At 62.2% G+C, this 15,428-nt stretch carries 13 protein-coding genes; 5 read left to right on the forward strand and 8 right to left on the reverse strand.

What is annotated here, in order from left to right; genetic code table 11:
- Positions 1-108: 108 nt before the first annotated feature.
- Positions 109-1,437 carry a type VI secretion system Vgr family protein gene (locus NTD84_RS10950; protein ID WP_262165199.1) on the forward strand — a complete coding sequence of 443 codons (1,329 nt, stop codon included), beginning with the start codon at positions 109-111 and terminating at the stop codon, positions 1,435-1,437.
- On the opposite strand, the gene NTD84_RS10955 is transcribed toward NTD84_RS10950, so the two are convergent.
- Together NTD84_RS10955 and NTD84_RS10960 are read right to left on the reverse strand one after the other, a co-directional pair.
- Complete coding sequence (locus NTD84_RS10955) at positions 1,438-2,835, reverse strand: FAD-dependent oxidoreductase (RefSeq protein ID WP_262165201.1); 1,398 nt, start codon at positions 2,833-2,835, stop codon at positions 1,438-1,440.
- A 4-nt stretch (positions 2,836-2,839) separates the two neighbouring features.
- A complete protein-coding gene (locus tag NTD84_RS10960; RefSeq protein ID WP_262165130.1) occupies positions 2,840-4,165 on the reverse strand; it encodes an MFS transporter in 1,326 nt (441 codons plus the stop codon).
- A gap of 267 nt (positions 4,166-4,432) precedes the next feature.
- On the opposite strand from NTD84_RS10960, the gene NTD84_RS10965 reads away from it, so the two are divergent.
- Complete coding sequence (locus NTD84_RS10965; protein ID WP_262165131.1) at positions 4,433-5,305, forward strand: LysR family transcriptional regulator; 873 nt, start codon at positions 4,433-4,435, stop codon at positions 5,303-5,305.
- Between the two features lie 102 nt (positions 5,306-5,407).
- Here NTD84_RS10965 and NTD84_RS10970 read toward each other — a convergent pair whose 3' ends face one another.
- Entirely contained in the window at positions 5,408-6,271 is an 864-nt protein-coding gene (locus NTD84_RS10970) for a LysR substrate-binding domain-containing protein (RefSeq protein ID WP_262165132.1), read from the reverse strand.
- Positions 6,272-6,380: 109 nt separating this feature from the next.
- Here NTD84_RS10970 and NTD84_RS10975 point away from each other — a divergent pair, with 109 nt between their 5' ends.
- The 3 genes from NTD84_RS10975 (at position 6,381) to NTD84_RS10985 (ending at position 9,276) form a co-directional block, all read left to right on the forward strand.
- On the forward strand, positions 6,381-7,490 hold the full coding sequence (locus tag NTD84_RS10975) for a 2-aminoethylphosphonate--pyruvate transaminase (protein ID WP_262165133.1): 1,110 nt from the start codon (positions 6,381-6,383) through the stop codon (positions 7,488-7,490).
- 152 nt (positions 7,491-7,642) lie between these two features.
- A complete protein-coding gene (gene phnX / locus NTD84_RS10980; protein ID WP_262165134.1) occupies positions 7,643-8,470 on the forward strand; it encodes a phosphonoacetaldehyde hydrolase in 828 nt (275 codons plus the stop codon).
- A 245-nt stretch (positions 8,471-8,715) separates the two neighbouring features.
- Entirely contained in the window at positions 8,716-9,276 is a 561-nt protein-coding gene (locus tag NTD84_RS10985; protein WP_262165135.1) for a cytochrome b, read from the forward strand.
- A 22-nt stretch (positions 9,277-9,298) separates the two neighbouring features.
- Here the strand turns inward: NTD84_RS10985 and NTD84_RS10990 are convergent, their stop codons facing one another.
- The 5 genes from NTD84_RS10990 to NTD84_RS11010 all read right to left on the reverse strand — a co-directional run bounded on the left by NTD84_RS10990 (position 9,299) and on the right by NTD84_RS11010 (position 15,380).
- Positions 9,299-10,225: a 1-aminocyclopropane-1-carboxylate deaminase/D-cysteine desulfhydrase gene (locus NTD84_RS10990; RefSeq protein ID WP_262165136.1), complete on the reverse strand. Its 927-nt coding sequence runs from the start codon at positions 10,223-10,225 to the stop codon at positions 9,299-9,301.
- A gap of 146 nt (positions 10,226-10,371) precedes the next feature.
- Entirely contained in the window at positions 10,372-12,411 is a 2,040-nt protein-coding gene (locus tag NTD84_RS10995) for an NADPH-dependent 2,4-dienoyl-CoA reductase (protein ID WP_262165137.1), read from the reverse strand.
- A gap of 132 nt (positions 12,412-12,543) precedes the next feature.
- Positions 12,544-12,717, reverse strand: coding sequence for a hypothetical protein (locus tag NTD84_RS11000; protein ID WP_262165138.1), 174 nt, complete (start codon positions 12,715-12,717; stop codon positions 12,544-12,546).
- 75 nt (positions 12,718-12,792) lie between these two features.
- Positions 12,793-13,833, reverse strand: coding sequence for a Rieske 2Fe-2S domain-containing protein (locus NTD84_RS11005; protein ID WP_262165139.1), 1,041 nt, complete (start codon positions 13,831-13,833; stop codon positions 12,793-12,795).
- Between the two features lie 170 nt (positions 13,834-14,003).
- Positions 14,004-15,380, reverse strand: coding sequence for a DUF1329 domain-containing protein (locus NTD84_RS11010; RefSeq protein WP_262165140.1), 1,377 nt, complete (start codon positions 15,378-15,380; stop codon positions 14,004-14,006).
- Positions 15,381-15,428 lie beyond the last annotated feature (48 nt).

Genomic DNA, 15,428 nt, shown 5'->3' on the forward strand with positions numbered 1-15,428 from the left:
TCTTTACCGATAGTTGTAGGGCGTTTCTGAAACGTTGAGTTGCACTGAGCATAAAGCGCCATGGTTTCGTACCCTCAGTGCCCGTACTCCCAGGCAGAAGCGCGTTCGATGCACAACGACAAGGAAAGTCCCTTCACCCTGACACTGCTGGACGGCGATCTGACCCTGCAGGTGTTGCAGTTCACCGGCCATGAAGCCCTCAACCAGCCTTATCGGTTCAACATCGAAGTGATCGGCCTGGCACCGGCCATGCACCTCGACCGACTGCTGCAACAACCGGTGTTCCTCAGTCTGGCAGACGGCCACGGCGTGCACGGCATCATCCACAGCGCCAGCCGCGAACACCGCGGCCCGCAGCGGATCGACTACAGCCTGGTGCTGGTGCCCTGGCTGCAAACCCTCGACCGACAGCGTTCGCGACGGGTTTTTCATCAGCTCGATGTGCCCGCCATCCTGCGCCAGCTGCTCGAAGAAAACGGCCTGCCTGAAAGCAGCTACCGCTTTGAACTGCCCAGCGGCCGCTACCCCGTGAAGCCGTTCTGTATTCAGTTCGACGAGAGCGACCTGACGTTCCTGCAGCGACTCTGCGAGGAAGAAGGCATCCACTATCACTTCGAACATCAGCGTGGCGGCCATGTACTGGTGCTGGCGGATGACAGCCTGAGTTTCCCGCAGGAACCGCTGCTGATGCCCTTCCACGGCGATGAGTCGCCTGATACCCACGTGCCGGTGATCAGCGAGTTGTTCCAGCGCCACACCTCACCGCCACTGACTGCGCCCCCCACCCCGCCGCCCCTCGACCTCGACCGGCTCAGCCGTCGCATACTGGAGCGGCTGCGTTGCCGGCATGGGCAGATGCAGGGTCGAAGCAACCACAGTGCATTGCGCAGCGGACGAATCGTCCAGGTGTCGGACCATCCGCTGCCCAACTTCAACGATCAATGGCTGCTGACCGACATCCGCCATCAGGGCCAGCAGCCGTCGATTCTCGAACACGTTACAACCGACAGGGTCCGACGCTACAGCAATCAGTTCAGTGCGATTCCCTGGTCAACGGTGTTCCGCCCCGCCCTCACGCAGGCCAGACCGGTCATTCCAGGTTTCCAGACGGCGCGGGTGCTGGGGCCGATCGGTGAACCGGCCACACCCGACGATCAGGGCCGGATACAGGTCAGGTTGTGGCCAACACCGGACACCGATGCGAATGAAGCCAGCGGGTTCTGGTTGCCCATGGTCCAGGCCACCCCGGACAGCCGGATCGATCCCTCGAGGCTGCCGGTGGCCGGCACCGACGTACTCATCAGTTTTCTCGACAGCGATCCGGACCGCCCGGTGTTGTACGCCACGGCGAACAGCCCGCCGGCGCCGCGGCCGAGCCAGCCACCCAAGGGCGACGACCGCCTGTTGCTCGACTGGCTGGTGAACCGCAATCCCTGATCAGCCCTTGTCGGCCTTGCCCGCCGCGGCGGCGAATTTCGCCAGGCGCACGTCCAGATGCCGTGGCCGCCGCCCATGATCCTCGGCGCGCTCCTTGCGGCGGATGGCGTTGCGTACCATCAGCGAGCCCAGGTAGCGAATCGGCTCCGGCGGGAAAAAACCCAAGGGGCCGTTGATCAGCGGCGAGCGGGTCCAGGCGTTGTCCAGGCCCTGGACCATCGAGGCGAGAATCTGCCCGCCCATGTGACACGGCCCGACGCCGCTGCCGGAATAACCGAAACCGTAGAACACATTGCCGTGGCCACTCATCTGGCCGAAGAACGGCAGACCGGTGACCGAGCGATCCGACGGGCCGTTCCAGGTCGCGTCGACCTTGACCCCGGCAAACGCCGGGAAAAAATCCGTAAGACTGCTCTGCAGCAAGCCGGCATAGGGCGACGGCTGATCGAACACCGGCAGCATCCGCCCGCCGTAAGCGAAGGTGTTGCCGCCCTTGCCGAGCATAATTCGGCCGTCCGGCGTGTTGTGGTAGTAGTGCACGAAAATCCGCGAATCCAGCACCGTGACACCGCTGGTCAAACCGATTTCGTCAAGCAGGTCGGGCCGCGGCTCGGTGATCAGCATGTCGCTGGAAACGATCGCCACGCTGCGTTCGAACTGCGGGAACGCGCGGGCCATCCAGGCGTTCATCGCCAGGACGACGCGGTCCGCGCGGACCGTGCCGTGCGGGGTCTGGATCGCGGCCGGCTTGCCTTCCTCCAGCCCGGTCATCGCGGTGTTTTCATGAATCCTCACCCCGAGCTGCAACGCTACGCGGCGCAAGCCACGCACCAGTTTGCCCGGCTGCACGCTCGCGGCAGCCGGGGAAAACCAGCCTTCCAGGTGTTTATCGGAGCCGGCCATCCGTTGCACATCTGCGACCGGGCGTTGGGTAAACGAGTTGATGCCATGGCGTTCCAGCGCGGTGATCACCGCGTCGGTCGAGCCACACTGCGCGCGGTTGGTGGCGGTGTAGAGCGTGCCGTCGAGGCGGTAATCGGCCTCCACGCCGTACTGTTCGCAGAAGGTGCCGATCGCGTAAATGCTGCGCTCGGATTCCTTGACCAGTCGCACCGCCTCTTCGACGCCGAACAACCTTTCCAGGGTGAAATACTTGGCCGACCACGACAGCGCACATCCGCCGTTGCGGCCGCTGGCACCGGCGCCGCAGATGTCGGCCTCGATCAGCAACACATCGAGCTCAGGGTTCTGCTCCTTGAGCATGATCGCGGTCCACAACCCGGTGTAGCCACCGCCAACGATGCACACATCGGCACGGGTGTCTGCGCGCAACGGTTCGCAGGGCGCGCAGGACTCGGCCGCCAGCGCCTGTTCCAGCCAGAAAGGTCTCATGGGTATTTCCTCAGGTCCGCAGGGGTTTGACACTCATCGGCCGGTTGGGCACGAAGGCACTTTCGGTTCGCAAGCCAGCCGGGCGACTGTTCCAGTAAGGGACCAGCACCAGCGCAGAGAACAACGCGCAGCCTGCGAAAATAATGAACACGGTGACCGAGTCGAAATAACCCGGCAGCAAACCGCCAAGAATCGCCCCGACCGAGCCGCAGCCGTTGACGAAGCCTGCCGACGTTGCGCCGGCCTTGGCGGTGCCGAAATCGATGGCCGCCGCGCCGCTGATCATCGAATCCGGACCGTAAAGGGTCAGACCCATGACGAACAACAGTGCCACCACCAACGTCACACTGCCGGTGTGCAAGGCGCCCATGAACAGTGCGAGGGACACGGTCAGTGCAAACAAACTGAGCACGCAGGCCGGCATGCGTCGGGCGCCGAACACTTTGTCCGAGGCCAGCCCGAGCAGGATCGGCCCGAGCAACCCGGCCAGCTCGAACGCGGTCGGAATGATCGCCGCGCCGACCTTGCCCACGGTCGGCATCTGCTCGAACACGATCACCGGGCCCCACAGCAAGATCGCGTAACGCGCCGGTTTCAGCAGGAAATACGCGAGGCCGAGAATCAGCACCGTGCGGTTGCGCAGGATCTCCTTCAACGGTTCGAGCACACTGATCTGGCTTTGAGCGTGCGCTTCTTCGGCGGTCAGCTCGGGTTCAGGCTCCACGGCCGGCAAGCCCACGTCTTCCGGTTTGTTGCGTTGGAAAATAAAAAACAGCACGGCGACCAGCCCAACGACCGCCGCACTGGAAATGAACGCCGCGTGCCAGGTGCCGATGAGCGTGTACGCCCACCAACCGGCAAACGGCGAAGCCACGAGCCCGCCAAAGGCGTAGCAGGAACTCCATAAACCGAGCACCCGCCCACGCTGTTCGGCGGGGAAGAAACTGCCGATGTTCTTGCACAGCCCTGACCATCCCGTGGACTGGGCCAGGCCTTGAATCAGCATGCAGGTGGCGAAAATCGGTAACGTCGCGAAGCTGCCCATCACCAGCGCCGCCGCGGCGGAAATCAGCAATCCGCCGAGCACCACGACCCGCGGGCCGAAGCGGTCGGCGAGGATGCCCCAGGTGAATTGGCCGACAGCGTAAGCGGCGAGGTAGATGGCGTCGAGGTTGGCCATGGCCATTTTGTCGAGCATGAACGTGGGGTCTTCGGCGATCCCCAGTTTCGCGACGGAAAACGCTTTGCGGGTGAAATAGAAAGCGGCGTAGGCGAGCCAGGTGATCGCGAAGATCTGCACGCGCCAACGCTTGATGGTGCCGATGTGCTTGTTCATTGTGGTTCTGACCTCAGGGTGTGAGTGTGCCGGCAGAAATTGAGAAATAACGCCTGTCTTTTTATTGTTGAGCACTGCGATATCGCGGCTTCCCTGTGGCGATACCGGTCAGATGAGGCCTGCAAATGCACGGGCAGGCTCATGGTCACGCTGCTGCTCGACCGAGCAGTCACCGCGACTGAGGCCGATCAAAACAATTACTGATTAATAAGTGAAATCGATTTATCGTATTTCCAATATAAGCTCAGCTTGTTACTGGAGGTGTCGATGTCGGTTTCCCACGCCCAGCTCAAAGCCTTCCACGCCGTGGCCGTTCACGGCAGCTTCACCAAGGCCGCCGAGCGGCTTTTTCTCACCCAACCGGCCATCTCCGACCAGGTGCGCAAACTCGAAGAGCGCTTTGGTGTGCTGCTGTTTCATCGCAACAAACGTTCCGTGCGCCTGACCGATCTCGGAGAACGCTTGCTCGGGATTACGCAGCGGCTGTTCGTCATTGAGGCCGAGGCTCAGGAGTTGCTGCACGATTCCCGGGCCTTGCAGACCGGCAGCCTGATCCTCGCGGTGGATGCCCCGGTGCACGTGCTGCCGCAGATCGCCCGGTTTTGCGAGCGCTACCCCGGCATCAGCGTGAAGATCGAGACCGGCAACACGGATGAATCGCTGTTTCGGCTGTTCAACTATCAGGCCGACCTGGCGCTGCTGGGGCGTGATGTCAGTGATGACCGGCTGATCTCGTTGCCGTTGCGCAACGACCCGATGGTGGCGTTCGTTTCACGCAACCACCCGTGGGCCGATCGCGAGTCGATCTGCCTGGCGGACCTGGACGACACGCCACTGGTGCTACGGGAAATCGGCTCGGTGACGCGCCAGACGCTCGAAGAAGAAATGGCCCGGGCGGGGTTTCGCATTCGGCCGGCGATTCAGGTTGAAGGGCGGGAAGCGGCGCGGGAGGCGGTGGTGGTGGGGATTGGCGTCGGCGTGGTTTCGGCCGCGGAGTTTGGCGCGGATTCGCGGGTGTGTGCGTTGCCGATCACCGATTGCACACGGCGGCTGACGGAGACGCTGGTGTGCTTGCGCGAGCAGAGTTCGCGGCGGATTGTGGCGACGTTTCTGGAGATGGTGCGCGAGAGTCTGGAGTAAGCAGGTCTGGCCCTATCGCTAGCAGGCTAGCTCCCACAGGGGTGATGCGTCGACGCAAATCCATTGTGACAGCTAGCCTGCTAGCGATGCAGGCGACTCGGTTTACGGGCCTGGCGCCAGCTCGAAAAACGCCTGTATCAAGCGCAAATCCCGGCGCCGCTCCATGCACCCCATCATGTGCCGGTTCACCAACCCGTCCCCCATGATCGGCACCGCCGCCACCCGCGGGTCATGGCTGACTTCCACTGACGACACCACACCCACGCCCAACTGCGCGGCGACGGCCTCGGTCACCGCCTCGCGACTGTCCAGTTCCAGCAACACCCGCGGATTGACCTTCGCCTGGACACAAGCTTCGTCGAACGTACGCCGGGTAATCGAGCTCGGTTCACGTAACACCATGATCACCTGATCCAGCTCCTTGAGGTGCACACCCTTCGATTTCTGCGCCCACGGGTGACCCTCGGGCACCAGCGCACAAATCCGCGATTCGCTCAACGCCTGCAAATGCAAGCCCTTGCGCGGCTCGACTTCGGTCAACACCGCCACGTCGGCATGCTCGGACAGCAACGCCGCGAGGGTTTCCTGGGCATTGCCCAGGCGCAGGTTCACGGTGATCCCCGGATAGCGCGTACGCAAACTGGCCAGCATCGGCATGACCATGTGCGGCCCGTCCGCCGCCACTTCCAGTCGCCCGGTGAGCAACTGCCGATTGGCCTCGAGCATCACCTGCGCCTCTTCCGCCAGGCCGAACATCGCCCGGGTGATCGCCGCGAGTTTGGTGCCCTCCTCCGTCAGTTCGACCCGCCGCGCGGTACGCCGAAGCAAGGTGATCTGGTAGTGCTCCTCCAGCGCCTTGATGTGCCCGGTGACCGCCGGTTGGCTGATGAACAACCGCGCGGCGGCACGGGTGAAGCTGCCCTCGCGGGCTACCGCATCAAAAGCGCGGAGCTGGAACAGGTTCATGAATAAGCCTCACTGATGGTTGGCATAACAACAAACAATTTGATTGATGCAACGGCAAATTGCAATTTAAGCCCCGTAGCTTCATCCCATCGATTGCGAGGACACGAGAATGAGTATTGCCGAACCCATCCTGCTCACCCCCGGCCCATTGACCACGTCGGCCCGCACCCGCCAGGCAATGATGGTCGACTGGGGTTCATGGGATGACCGCTTCAACCAACTGACCGCCAGCCTCTGCGAGCAACTGTTGGCAATCATCAACGGCGGCGCCAGCCACCATTGCGTTCCTCTGCAAGGCAGCGGCACCTTCGCGGTCGAAGCGGCGATCGGCACGCTGGTGCCTCGCGATGGCAAGGTGCTGGTGCTGATCAACGGCGCCTACGGCAAACGCCTGGCGAAAATCTGCGACGTGCTCGGCCGCTCGTTCAGCACGTTTGAAACCGCCGAAGACGAACCGACCACCGCTGCCGACGTCGACCGTCTGCTGCGCGCCGACCCCGGCATTACCCACGTCGCGCTGATCCACTGCGAAACCAGCACCGGCATCCTCAACCCGCTGCCGGAGATCGCCCAGGTGGTCGAGCAACACGGCAAGCGCCTGATCATCGACGCCATGAGTTCCTTCGGCGCGCTGCCAGTGGATGCGCAGCAGGTGCCGTTCGACGCACTGATCGCCGCCTCGGGCAAATGCCTGGAAGGCGTACCGGGCATGGGCTTCGTCTTCGCTCGCAAGGAAGCGCTGGCCAATGCCGCCGGCAACTCGCACTCCCTCGCGATGGACCTTTACGACCAGCACAGCTACATGGCCAAGACCGGCCAGTGGCGCTTCACCCCGCCGACCCACGTGGTCGCAGCGCTGCACGAAGCCCTGCTGCAATACAGCGAGGAAGGTGGCCTGCCGGCGCGCCATCAGCGCTACGCCGACAACTGCCAGGCCTTGATGGAAGAGATGGGCAAACTGGGGCTGCGCAGTTTCCTGCCGGCGGCGATTCAGGCGCCGATCATCGCCACCTTCCACGCCCCGAAAGATCCGCGCTACCAGTTCAAGGAGTTCTACGAACGCGTGAAGGCCAAGGGTTACATCCTCTACCCCGGCAAACTGACCCAGGTCGAGACCTTCCGCGTGGGCTGCATCGGTCATGTGCAACCCGCCGAGATGCGCCAGGCCGTGGCCGCCATCGGCGAAGTGTTGCGCGAGATGGAAGTGTCAACAATCTAACCACAGCGCATTCCCCTGTGGGAGCGGGCTTGCTCGCGAAGGCGATTCAGCATTCAACATTGCTGTCGCCTGATCCAGCGCCTTCGCGAGCAAGCCCGCTGCCACCAAAAGCAGCTCCCTATTCAACCCGTTGCCACAGGATTCTGATCATCATGAACTACACCAACCCAACCAAACTCCAGGCCGCCATCCTCGACTGGGCCGGCACCGTGGTCGATTTCGGCTCGTTCGCCCCGACGCAGATTTTTGTCGAAGCCTTCGCCGAATTCGACGTCCAGGTGTCCATCGAAGAAGCCCGTGGCCCGATGGGCATGGGCAAGTGGGACCACATCCGCACCCTGTGCGATCAGCCAGCGGTCGCCGAACGTTATCGCAAAGCCTTCGGCCGCACGCCGACCGACGCTGACGTTACCGCCATCTATGAACGCTTCATGCCGCTGCAGATCGAGAAAATCGCCGAGCACTCGGCGCTGATCCCCGGCGCGCTGGACACCATCGCCAACCTGCGCGGGCAAGGGATCAAGATCGGTTCCTGCTCCGGCTACCCGAAACAGGTCATGGACAAAGTGGTCGAACTGGCCGCCACCAACGGTTACATCGCCGATCACGTGGTCGCCACCGACGAAGTACCGAACGGCCGTCCATGGCCGGCCCAGGCACTGGCCAACGTCATCGCCCTGGGCATCGACGATGTCGCGGCCTGCGTGAAGATCGACGACACCGTGCCGGGCATTCTTGAAGGTCGCCGCGCCGGCATGTGGACCGTCGCCCTGATCTGCTCGGGCAATGCGCTGGGCCTGGACTACGAAGGGTATCGCGCCCTCGACAGCGATGAACTGGCTAGCGAACGCAAGCGCATCCACGCGCTGTTCGAGGGTTCGCGCCCGCATTACATGATCGACACCATCACCGATTTGCCGCAAGTGATCGTCGACATCAACCAGCGCCTGGCCAACGGCGAGATGCCACAGACCAACTGATCCACCACGCCTGCAGGCGCGAGGCTTGCCCGCGAAGACGTCCGGACGTTCAACATGAATGTCTGCCGACAGACGCCTTCGCGGGCAAGCGTCGTTCCTACTGGGCTACTCGTTTTCCTGTCAATTACCTGAATCAGCACATTCAGCGTCCAACAGTCTCAGGCAAACCCTCCAAAACAGGATTACAGTTAAAGCACACCGTCGACCAAGAACGGTGGCTTGACCCGACCTGCGAGGAACGCCGTATGCCCTGGAAGAACTCCGATTCACGCTACAGCACCGTGTCGATCACCCTGCACTGGTTAATGCTGGTCCTGCTGGCGCTGGTTTACGCCTGTATCGAATTTCGCGGGGTCTTTCCAAAAGGCAGCGGTGGTCGAACGCTGATCACCGAATCGCACTTCATGCTCGGGCTGACCGTATTCGTGCTGGTCTGGTTCCGGCTATTCGCCCGCAGCCTGGGCCCGGCGCCGCAGATCTTCCCCGCCTCCCCGCACTGGCAAACCGCCCTCGCGCGGGTGATGCACTGGGCGCTATACCTGTTCATGATCGCGATGCCGATTCTGGGTTGGCTGGTCACCAGCGCCAAGGGTCATCAGGTGATGTTCTACGGTTTTGATCTGCCGATGCTGGTGTCCGAGGACAAGGCGTTGGCCAAACGTATCCAGGGCTGGCATGAACTCGGTGGCACCCTCGGTTACTGGCTGATCGGCTTGCACGCGCTGGCGGGGATTTATCACCACTATGTGGTCGGCGATAACACGTTGCTGCGGATGATGCCCAAGCGAGTCAGCCGCAATACCTGAATGTGTGGGGCTGTTGCACACTTCAAAGTTGCGAATGAAATCCGCGGCGGCCCTGCAATCCGCCGGTATGGATGAAGATCAGGCGCGTGCCCCTGGCGAATCGTCCGGTGTCGAGCTGCTGCTTGAGCGTGAGCAGCGCTTTGCCGGTGTACAGCGGTTCGAGGGGAATGCCGCAGGCCTGCTCGGTTTGCGCAATGAAATCCAGTAACGGCGGATCGACTTTGGCGAAGCCGCCACGGCTGGCGTCGAACAGTTCATACGCCGGAAGCTGCAAACCCGCCTCTTGCACGATCGATTCAACGTGCTGCGCCACGCCATGGTCATCGGGCACCGCCAACGCGCCATACACCGGATGCTCCCCCGCTTCGGCCAGTACCAGGCCCGCCAGTGTGGTGCCGGTTCCGCAGGCCAGCCACCAGCCGTCGTAGTCATTCCAGCCCAGCCCATTCAACTGCTCGCTGACCATCGCCTTCAACTGCACGCAACCCTCGGCGCCCGGCAAACCGCCGCCACCTTCCGGCACCGGCCACAGATCGGGATACAGCGCCTGCCAGGGTGTCCAGAACCCCGCTTCATGCCGCGCGCGATAGCCGCCAAACCCGAGCCAGTGCAGTTGCATGCCGAACGCCTGCAGATCGTTGACCGTTGGCGTGTCTTGCGGATGCCCCCGCAGCAAGCCGACCGTGGTGAAACCGAAGCGCTGCCCCGCCGCCGCCAGCGCATGCAGGTGATTGGAGTGCGCACCGCCCAGACTGATGATGCCCTGGGCACCGGCCTGATCGGCAGCCTTCAAATGTTCGATAAGCTTGAACCACTTGTTACCGCTGATGAGCGGGTCGATCAGGTCAAGGCGCAGGATGGCGACCTGAATGCCTGCTGCGGCGAGCCAGTCGAGGTCGAGTCGATCCAGTGGGGCTTGGGGGAGCCAATGATTGGGAGGGAGAAGCATGGAGGCTGGCTCAGGGTGAAGAGCCAGCATTCTAGTCGATCAAAAGGCGCCATGGGCGCCATCGCGAGCAGGCTCGCTCCCACAGTGTTCTGGGGTGTTCACAAATCAAATGAACACTTCAATCCAGGTGGGAGCGAACCTGCCTGTTACAGCTCAGCCGCCAACCGCGACCCCTGATTGATCGCCCGCTTAGCGTCCAGCTCCGCCGCCACGTCCGCACCGCCAATCAGATGCACGTTCTGCCCCGCCGCGACCAGACCGTCCTGCAACTCCCGCAGCGGATCCTGCCCGGCGCAAATCACGATGTTGTCCACCGCCAGCACCTGCGGCTCGCCGGTTTCGCCGATGCGGATGTGCAGGCCCTGGTCATCGATCTTCAGGTATTCGACGCTGTTGAGCATCTGCACCTGCTTGTTCTTCAGGCCGGTGCGGTGGATCCAGCCTGTGGTCTTGCCCAGGCCGTCGCCAACCTTGGATTTCTTGCGTTGCAGCAGGAACACATCGCGGGCCGGGGCATGCGGTTCGGCCTTGATCCCGGCGACGCCGCCGCGGGCTTCAAGCCGAGTGTCGATGCCCCACTCTTTCCAGAACGCTTCACGGTCCAGGCTGGTCGCCACGCCCTGGTGCACGAGGAACTCCGAGACGTCGAACCCGATGCCGCCCGCGCCGATCACCGCGACCCGCTTGCCCACCGGTTTGCGCTCGAGGATCACGTCCAGGTAGCTCAGCACCTTGGCGTTGTCGACGCCCGGAATGGCCGGCGTACGCGGTGCGATACCGGTCGCCAGGATGATCTCGTCATAACCGCCTTCAACCAGCTTCGCCACATCGACGCGGGTATTCAGGCAGACCTCGACGTGGGTGGTCTGCAGTTTGCGGTTGAAGTAGCGCAGGGTTTCGTAGAACTCTTCCTTGCCCGGCACGCGCTTGGCGATGTTGAACTGGCCACCGATTTCACTGGCCGAATCGAACAGCGTCACCTGGTGACCGCGCTCGGCGGCCACGGTCGCCGCGGACAGGCCCGCAGGCCCGGCACCGACCACCGCGATTTTCTTGATCTGCTGCACCGGCAGGTAATTCAGTTCGGTTTCGTGGCAGGCCCGCGGGTTGACCAGGCACGTGGTCAACTTGCCGCCAAAGGTGTGATCGAGACACGCCTGGTTGCAACCGATGCAGGTGTTGATTTCATCGGCGCGGCCTTCGGCGGCCTTGTTGACGAAATCCGGATCGGCGAGGAACGGCCGCGCCATCGACACCATGTCCGCATCGCCTTCAGCCAGGATCTGCTCGGCCACTTCCGGGGTATTGATGCGGTTGGTGGTGATCAGTGGAATGCTCACCGAACCACGCAGCTTGGCAGTAACTTTGCTGAACGCCGCGCGCGGCACCTTGGTGGCGATGGTCGGAATCCGCGCTTCGTGCCAGCCGATCCCGGTATTGATGATCGTCGCGCCAGCCTGCTCGATAGCCTTGGCCAGCGTCACGATCTCTTCCCAGGTGCTGCCGCCTTCCACCAGATCGAGCATCGACAGGCGGAAGATGATGATGAAGTTCGGGCCAACGGCTTCACGCACGCGGCGCACGATTTCCACCGCCAGGCGCATGCGGTTTTCGTAGCTGCCGCCCCAGCGGTCGGTACGGTGGTTGGTGTGGGCCGCGAGGAACTGGTTAATGAAATAACCTTCGGAGCCCATGATCTCGACGCCGTCGTACTCGGCTTTTTGCGCCAGTACCGAGCAGGTGACGAAATCGCTGATCTGCTTCTCGATGCCTTCCTCGTCCAGTTCCTTGGGCTTGAACGGGTTGATCGGCGCCTGGATTGCGCTCGGTGCCACCTGTTTCGGGCTGTAGGCATAACGACCGGCGTGAAGGATCTGCATGCAAATCTTGCCGCCCGCCTCGTGCACCGCGCGGGTCACGATCCGGTGCTTGAGCGCTTCCTCTTCGGTGGTCAGCTTGGCCGCGCCGGAATACACGCCGCCCTCGTCATTTGGGCCGATGCCGCCGGTCACCATCAAGCCGACGCCGCCGCGGGCGCGCTCGGCGAAATACGCCGCCATGCGCTCGAAACCACCCGGTTTTTCTTCCAGGCCCGTGTGCATCGAGCCCATCAGGGTACGGTTGCGCAGCGTGGTAAAGCCCAGGTCCAGCGGGGCCAGCAGGTGCGGGTAATGAGCGGCGGTCATCGGTAACTCCATCACGGAAAAGTGAGGGCGCTCTTTGGCGCCCTTTGTCATGGATTACAGATTATGAGCACTCCAGCGGTCGCTCAATGACCGAAACTGACAAGTTAATGATCAAAGCGTGCATGAGCGTCGCTAGCGCAGGTTGAGCAAGCTCGGGACACCGGCGTTCATCGCAACGCAGCTTGCGTATTGCTTGCAGGCCCGGGTGCTGGCCGATTCCGGCGGGGCCGAAACCAGCACGATCAACACCAGCAAACCCAGGATCAACAAAGGAACGTAGTAGCCAGGATGACTTTTTATTTTCATTGTCAGTGCTCTCGTGACCATCAAGACCAGGCCCTGGAGTGATCTGTCGGTCACTCCAGGGCGCCCTTTGCTCCGTCAGCGCTCGTCGACCGTGACGAACTCGCGACGCTCCGCCATGAACGCGGGGACCTCATCCTCATCGGTGAAGAACTGCTCGTACCATTCGCGCAGCTGATAGACCGGCCCATCGGTTTCCGCCAGCACCGGCTTGTCGATGCGGATCTTGTGTTTCCAGATCACCACGTCCTGGTAGAACGAATCGCGGTTGCCCTGGACGTAGGCCCTGGCCACTTCCCGGTTCTGCTCTTCAGTCCAGCCCGGCACGCGCTTGACCATACAGCCAAAGCGCAGGTCGAAGCTGTTGGGCGTGACCGGCACATGGCTGTTCAGCAGAATGGCGTGGATACGCACATCGCCAAACATCGAGCTGATGTGCGTGAAGTGGGTGGCCGGGCCGTAGTAGGCCGACGGCGCGATCAGGTCACCGCCCAGGCGTTCGGAGTCACCGTGGAAAATCTGGTGGCCGATATGTCCTTCGAAGACGTTGGCGAAGTATTTGGTCGGCGTGCCGTGTACCGGGCCGAAGTGCTGGGCATCCACCAGGTTATCGACCAACTCCCGCGGGTTGGTTTCGATCAGCATGGTGTCGATGTTCCAGTCATGAACCCAGTCGGGATCGTCCATTTCCGGCAGGTGCGGAATGACCACGCCCTCCTTCGGCGGACGGCCCTCGGGGTTGTTCCACACGAACAGCAGCTTGTTCTCCTCGCAGGTCAACCAGCTGCGCGTCTTGGCCTTGGGCGGAATGCGTTTGCAGTAGGGAATCTCCACGCATTTGCCGGCGGTGTCGTACTTCCAGTGATGGAACGGGCACACCAGCCTGTCATTCTCGACCGTGCCCTGGGACAGGTCGGCGCCCATGTGCGGGCAATAGGCATCGAGGATGCTGATGGAACCCTGGCTGTCGGCAAAAGCCACCAGCCGTGTACCAAATATCTCCAGGGTGTGGGGCTTGCCGTCACGGTAATCCTCGGCGTTGCCCAGGCAATGCCAGCCGCGCGCGTACCGGTGGGTACGCTGGGCATTCTCGATGTTGATTTCAGCGAGTTTCGTCATTGTTATTGTTCCTCGGTTGCAGACTTCGGAGCAGGCAACGCTCCCAAGAAATACAGGGTGACCCCATGGCGCCCATCATCAGGTGGCCGCGCAACGGGATCATCCTTCAGTTGGACTAGGTCAAATGCGATGGACTCTCACACAGCGACACAGGACGCGACGTGTCACGGTCACTGGCCAAAACGCCGGGCAGCTTCCGGACCGAAGTCCCGGGGACTGAAACCGGGCCTGTTCAACAGGTAGCCGTTGCGCTGTTCATTGATCAGGTTGAACGCCAGGTAGCTGCCGGCGTTGAGGTCGTAATAAAGACCCACCCCCGCTTGCGGCCGCTGGCTTTCGTAGGCGTAGAAATAGTTGACCATCGACGTGCGCCACAGCTCGCCGCGGTTGTCGTAGTTGTCGGCGAGCATCGGGAACCAGGTGTCTTCGTCGATGTACAACTTGCGTTTGCCATAGAGGTGGCGGAAGCCCGGCTTCAAGGTGCCCTCCAGCTCCCATACCCGATGACGCTCATAACGCATGGCATCCGGACTGATGTGCCCAGGTGTCAACAGGTCGGCGTACTTGAGGTTGGCCGCGTGCAGGCGATAGGTGTTGTAGGGAATGAACATCTCGCGCTTGCCGACGATCTTCCAGTCATAACGTTGCCCGGAACCGTTGAACAGCCGAACCTCGTCCACGGTGATCGAGCCACCGCTGCCCGGGAACGACATGTCGAAGCCATAGCCCGGCGACTGGCGCACGCGCCGGGTGCCCGGATCGTAACGCCAGGCCTGGCGAGGTTCGGTCTTGTCGTTCCAGAACTCGGTCCCAGTATTGATCTCGCCCTTGTCGCGCTGCGGCAGCAGGGTTTCGTTGAGATAGAACGACGAGTTGCCGGTGGTATCGCCCACCTTGCCCGGCTCCAGCGCGGGGGCCAGGTTGCGCGAATGTACGCGCCCCCAATTGATGTTGCCGTCCTTGAGCACGTAGGCGTTGTCTGAGGTGTATTCCTCGGTCCAGGCGCGCAAGGTGAAGGTCGAGGCATTCTTCAGCAGCTCAAGACCGCTGCGCGGTACCGGGAATGGTGTGCCGCCGGTCTTGCCGACCACCCCTTCGCCATCATCCACCAGCCGCGCCACGCTGGCGTTCTCGCGGGTGGCCTGGCATACCGCATCATTGAAACGGAAATCCCGGTGCGAAGGGTAGACCGGCATTTTGTAGGTGGCCGGGTACAGCTTGAACAGGGCTTTCTGGCCGTCGGACAGAGAGTCGCTGTATTGCGCGAGGTTCTGCGCGGTAATGACGAACAACGGTTTTTCGTCCGGATACGGGTCCACCGGATGATTGCCGGTGCCCTTGAAATCCACATGAGGCGGCGCCCCCAGCCATTTGCCACTGAATGCAGGGATGCTGCCGTCGGCGTTGCCGGCCTTTTCCGCACCCAGACACGTCAAATCATTGCCCAGGCGCGCGACGTCTTCCGGGGCGGCATTCGCCGTCCCGACGCCACAGCATCCCATCAACAACACCAGGGCCCAGCCCGCGGACTGATTACTGCCGGTCATTATTATTCTCCTTGTTCAGTTCGACATTGGTTGCCCAGTATCGACATC

Source organism: Pseudomonas sp. 14P_8.1_Bac3 (assembly GCF_025466085.1).
Lineage (GTDB): Bacteria > Pseudomonadota > Gammaproteobacteria > Pseudomonadales > Pseudomonadaceae > Aquipseudomonas.

What these genes read in the sequence shown, in the direction of transcription:
- NTD84_RS10990 (WP_262165136.1), bottom strand. Translation starts at nt 10,225, where the DNA reads ATGCTTCTCCCTCCCAATCATTGGCTCCCCCAAGCCCCACTGGATCGA.
- phnX (WP_262165134.1), top strand. Translation starts at nt 7,643, where the DNA reads ATGAACTACACCAACCCAACCAAACTCCAGGCCGCCATCCTCGACTGG.
- NTD84_RS10995 (WP_262165137.1), bottom strand. Translation starts at nt 12,411, where the DNA reads ATGACCGCCGCTCATTACCCGCACCTGCTGGCCCCGCTGGACCTGGGC.
- NTD84_RS11010 (WP_262165140.1), bottom strand. Translation starts at nt 15,380, where the DNA reads ATGACCGGCAGTAATCAGTCCGCGGGCTGGGCCCTGGTGTTGTTGATG.
- NTD84_RS10970 (WP_262165132.1), bottom strand. Translation starts at nt 6,271, where the DNA reads ATGAACCTGTTCCAGCTCCGCGCTTTTGATGCGGTAGCCCGCGAGGGC.
- NTD84_RS10985 (WP_262165135.1), top strand. Translation starts at nt 8,716, where the DNA reads ATGCCCTGGAAGAACTCCGATTCACGCTACAGCACCGTGTCGATCACC.
- NTD84_RS10975 (WP_262165133.1), top strand. Translation starts at nt 6,381, where the DNA reads ATGAGTATTGCCGAACCCATCCTGCTCACCCCCGGCCCATTGACCACG.
- NTD84_RS10960 (WP_262165130.1), bottom strand. Translation starts at nt 4,165, where the DNA reads ATGAACAAGCACATCGGCACCATCAAGCGTTGGCGCGTGCAGATCTTC.
- NTD84_RS11000 (WP_262165138.1), bottom strand. Translation starts at nt 12,717, where the DNA reads ATGAAAATAAAAAGTCATCCTGGCTACTACGTTCCTTTGTTGATCCTG.
- NTD84_RS10950 (WP_262165199.1), top strand. Translation starts at nt 109, where the DNA reads ATGCACAACGACAAGGAAAGTCCCTTCACCCTGACACTGCTGGACGGC.
- NTD84_RS10965 (WP_262165131.1), top strand. Translation starts at nt 4,433, where the DNA reads ATGTCGGTTTCCCACGCCCAGCTCAAAGCCTTCCACGCCGTGGCCGTT.
- NTD84_RS11005 (WP_262165139.1), bottom strand. Translation starts at nt 13,833, where the DNA reads ATGACGAAACTCGCTGAAATCAACATCGAGAATGCCCAGCGTACCCAC.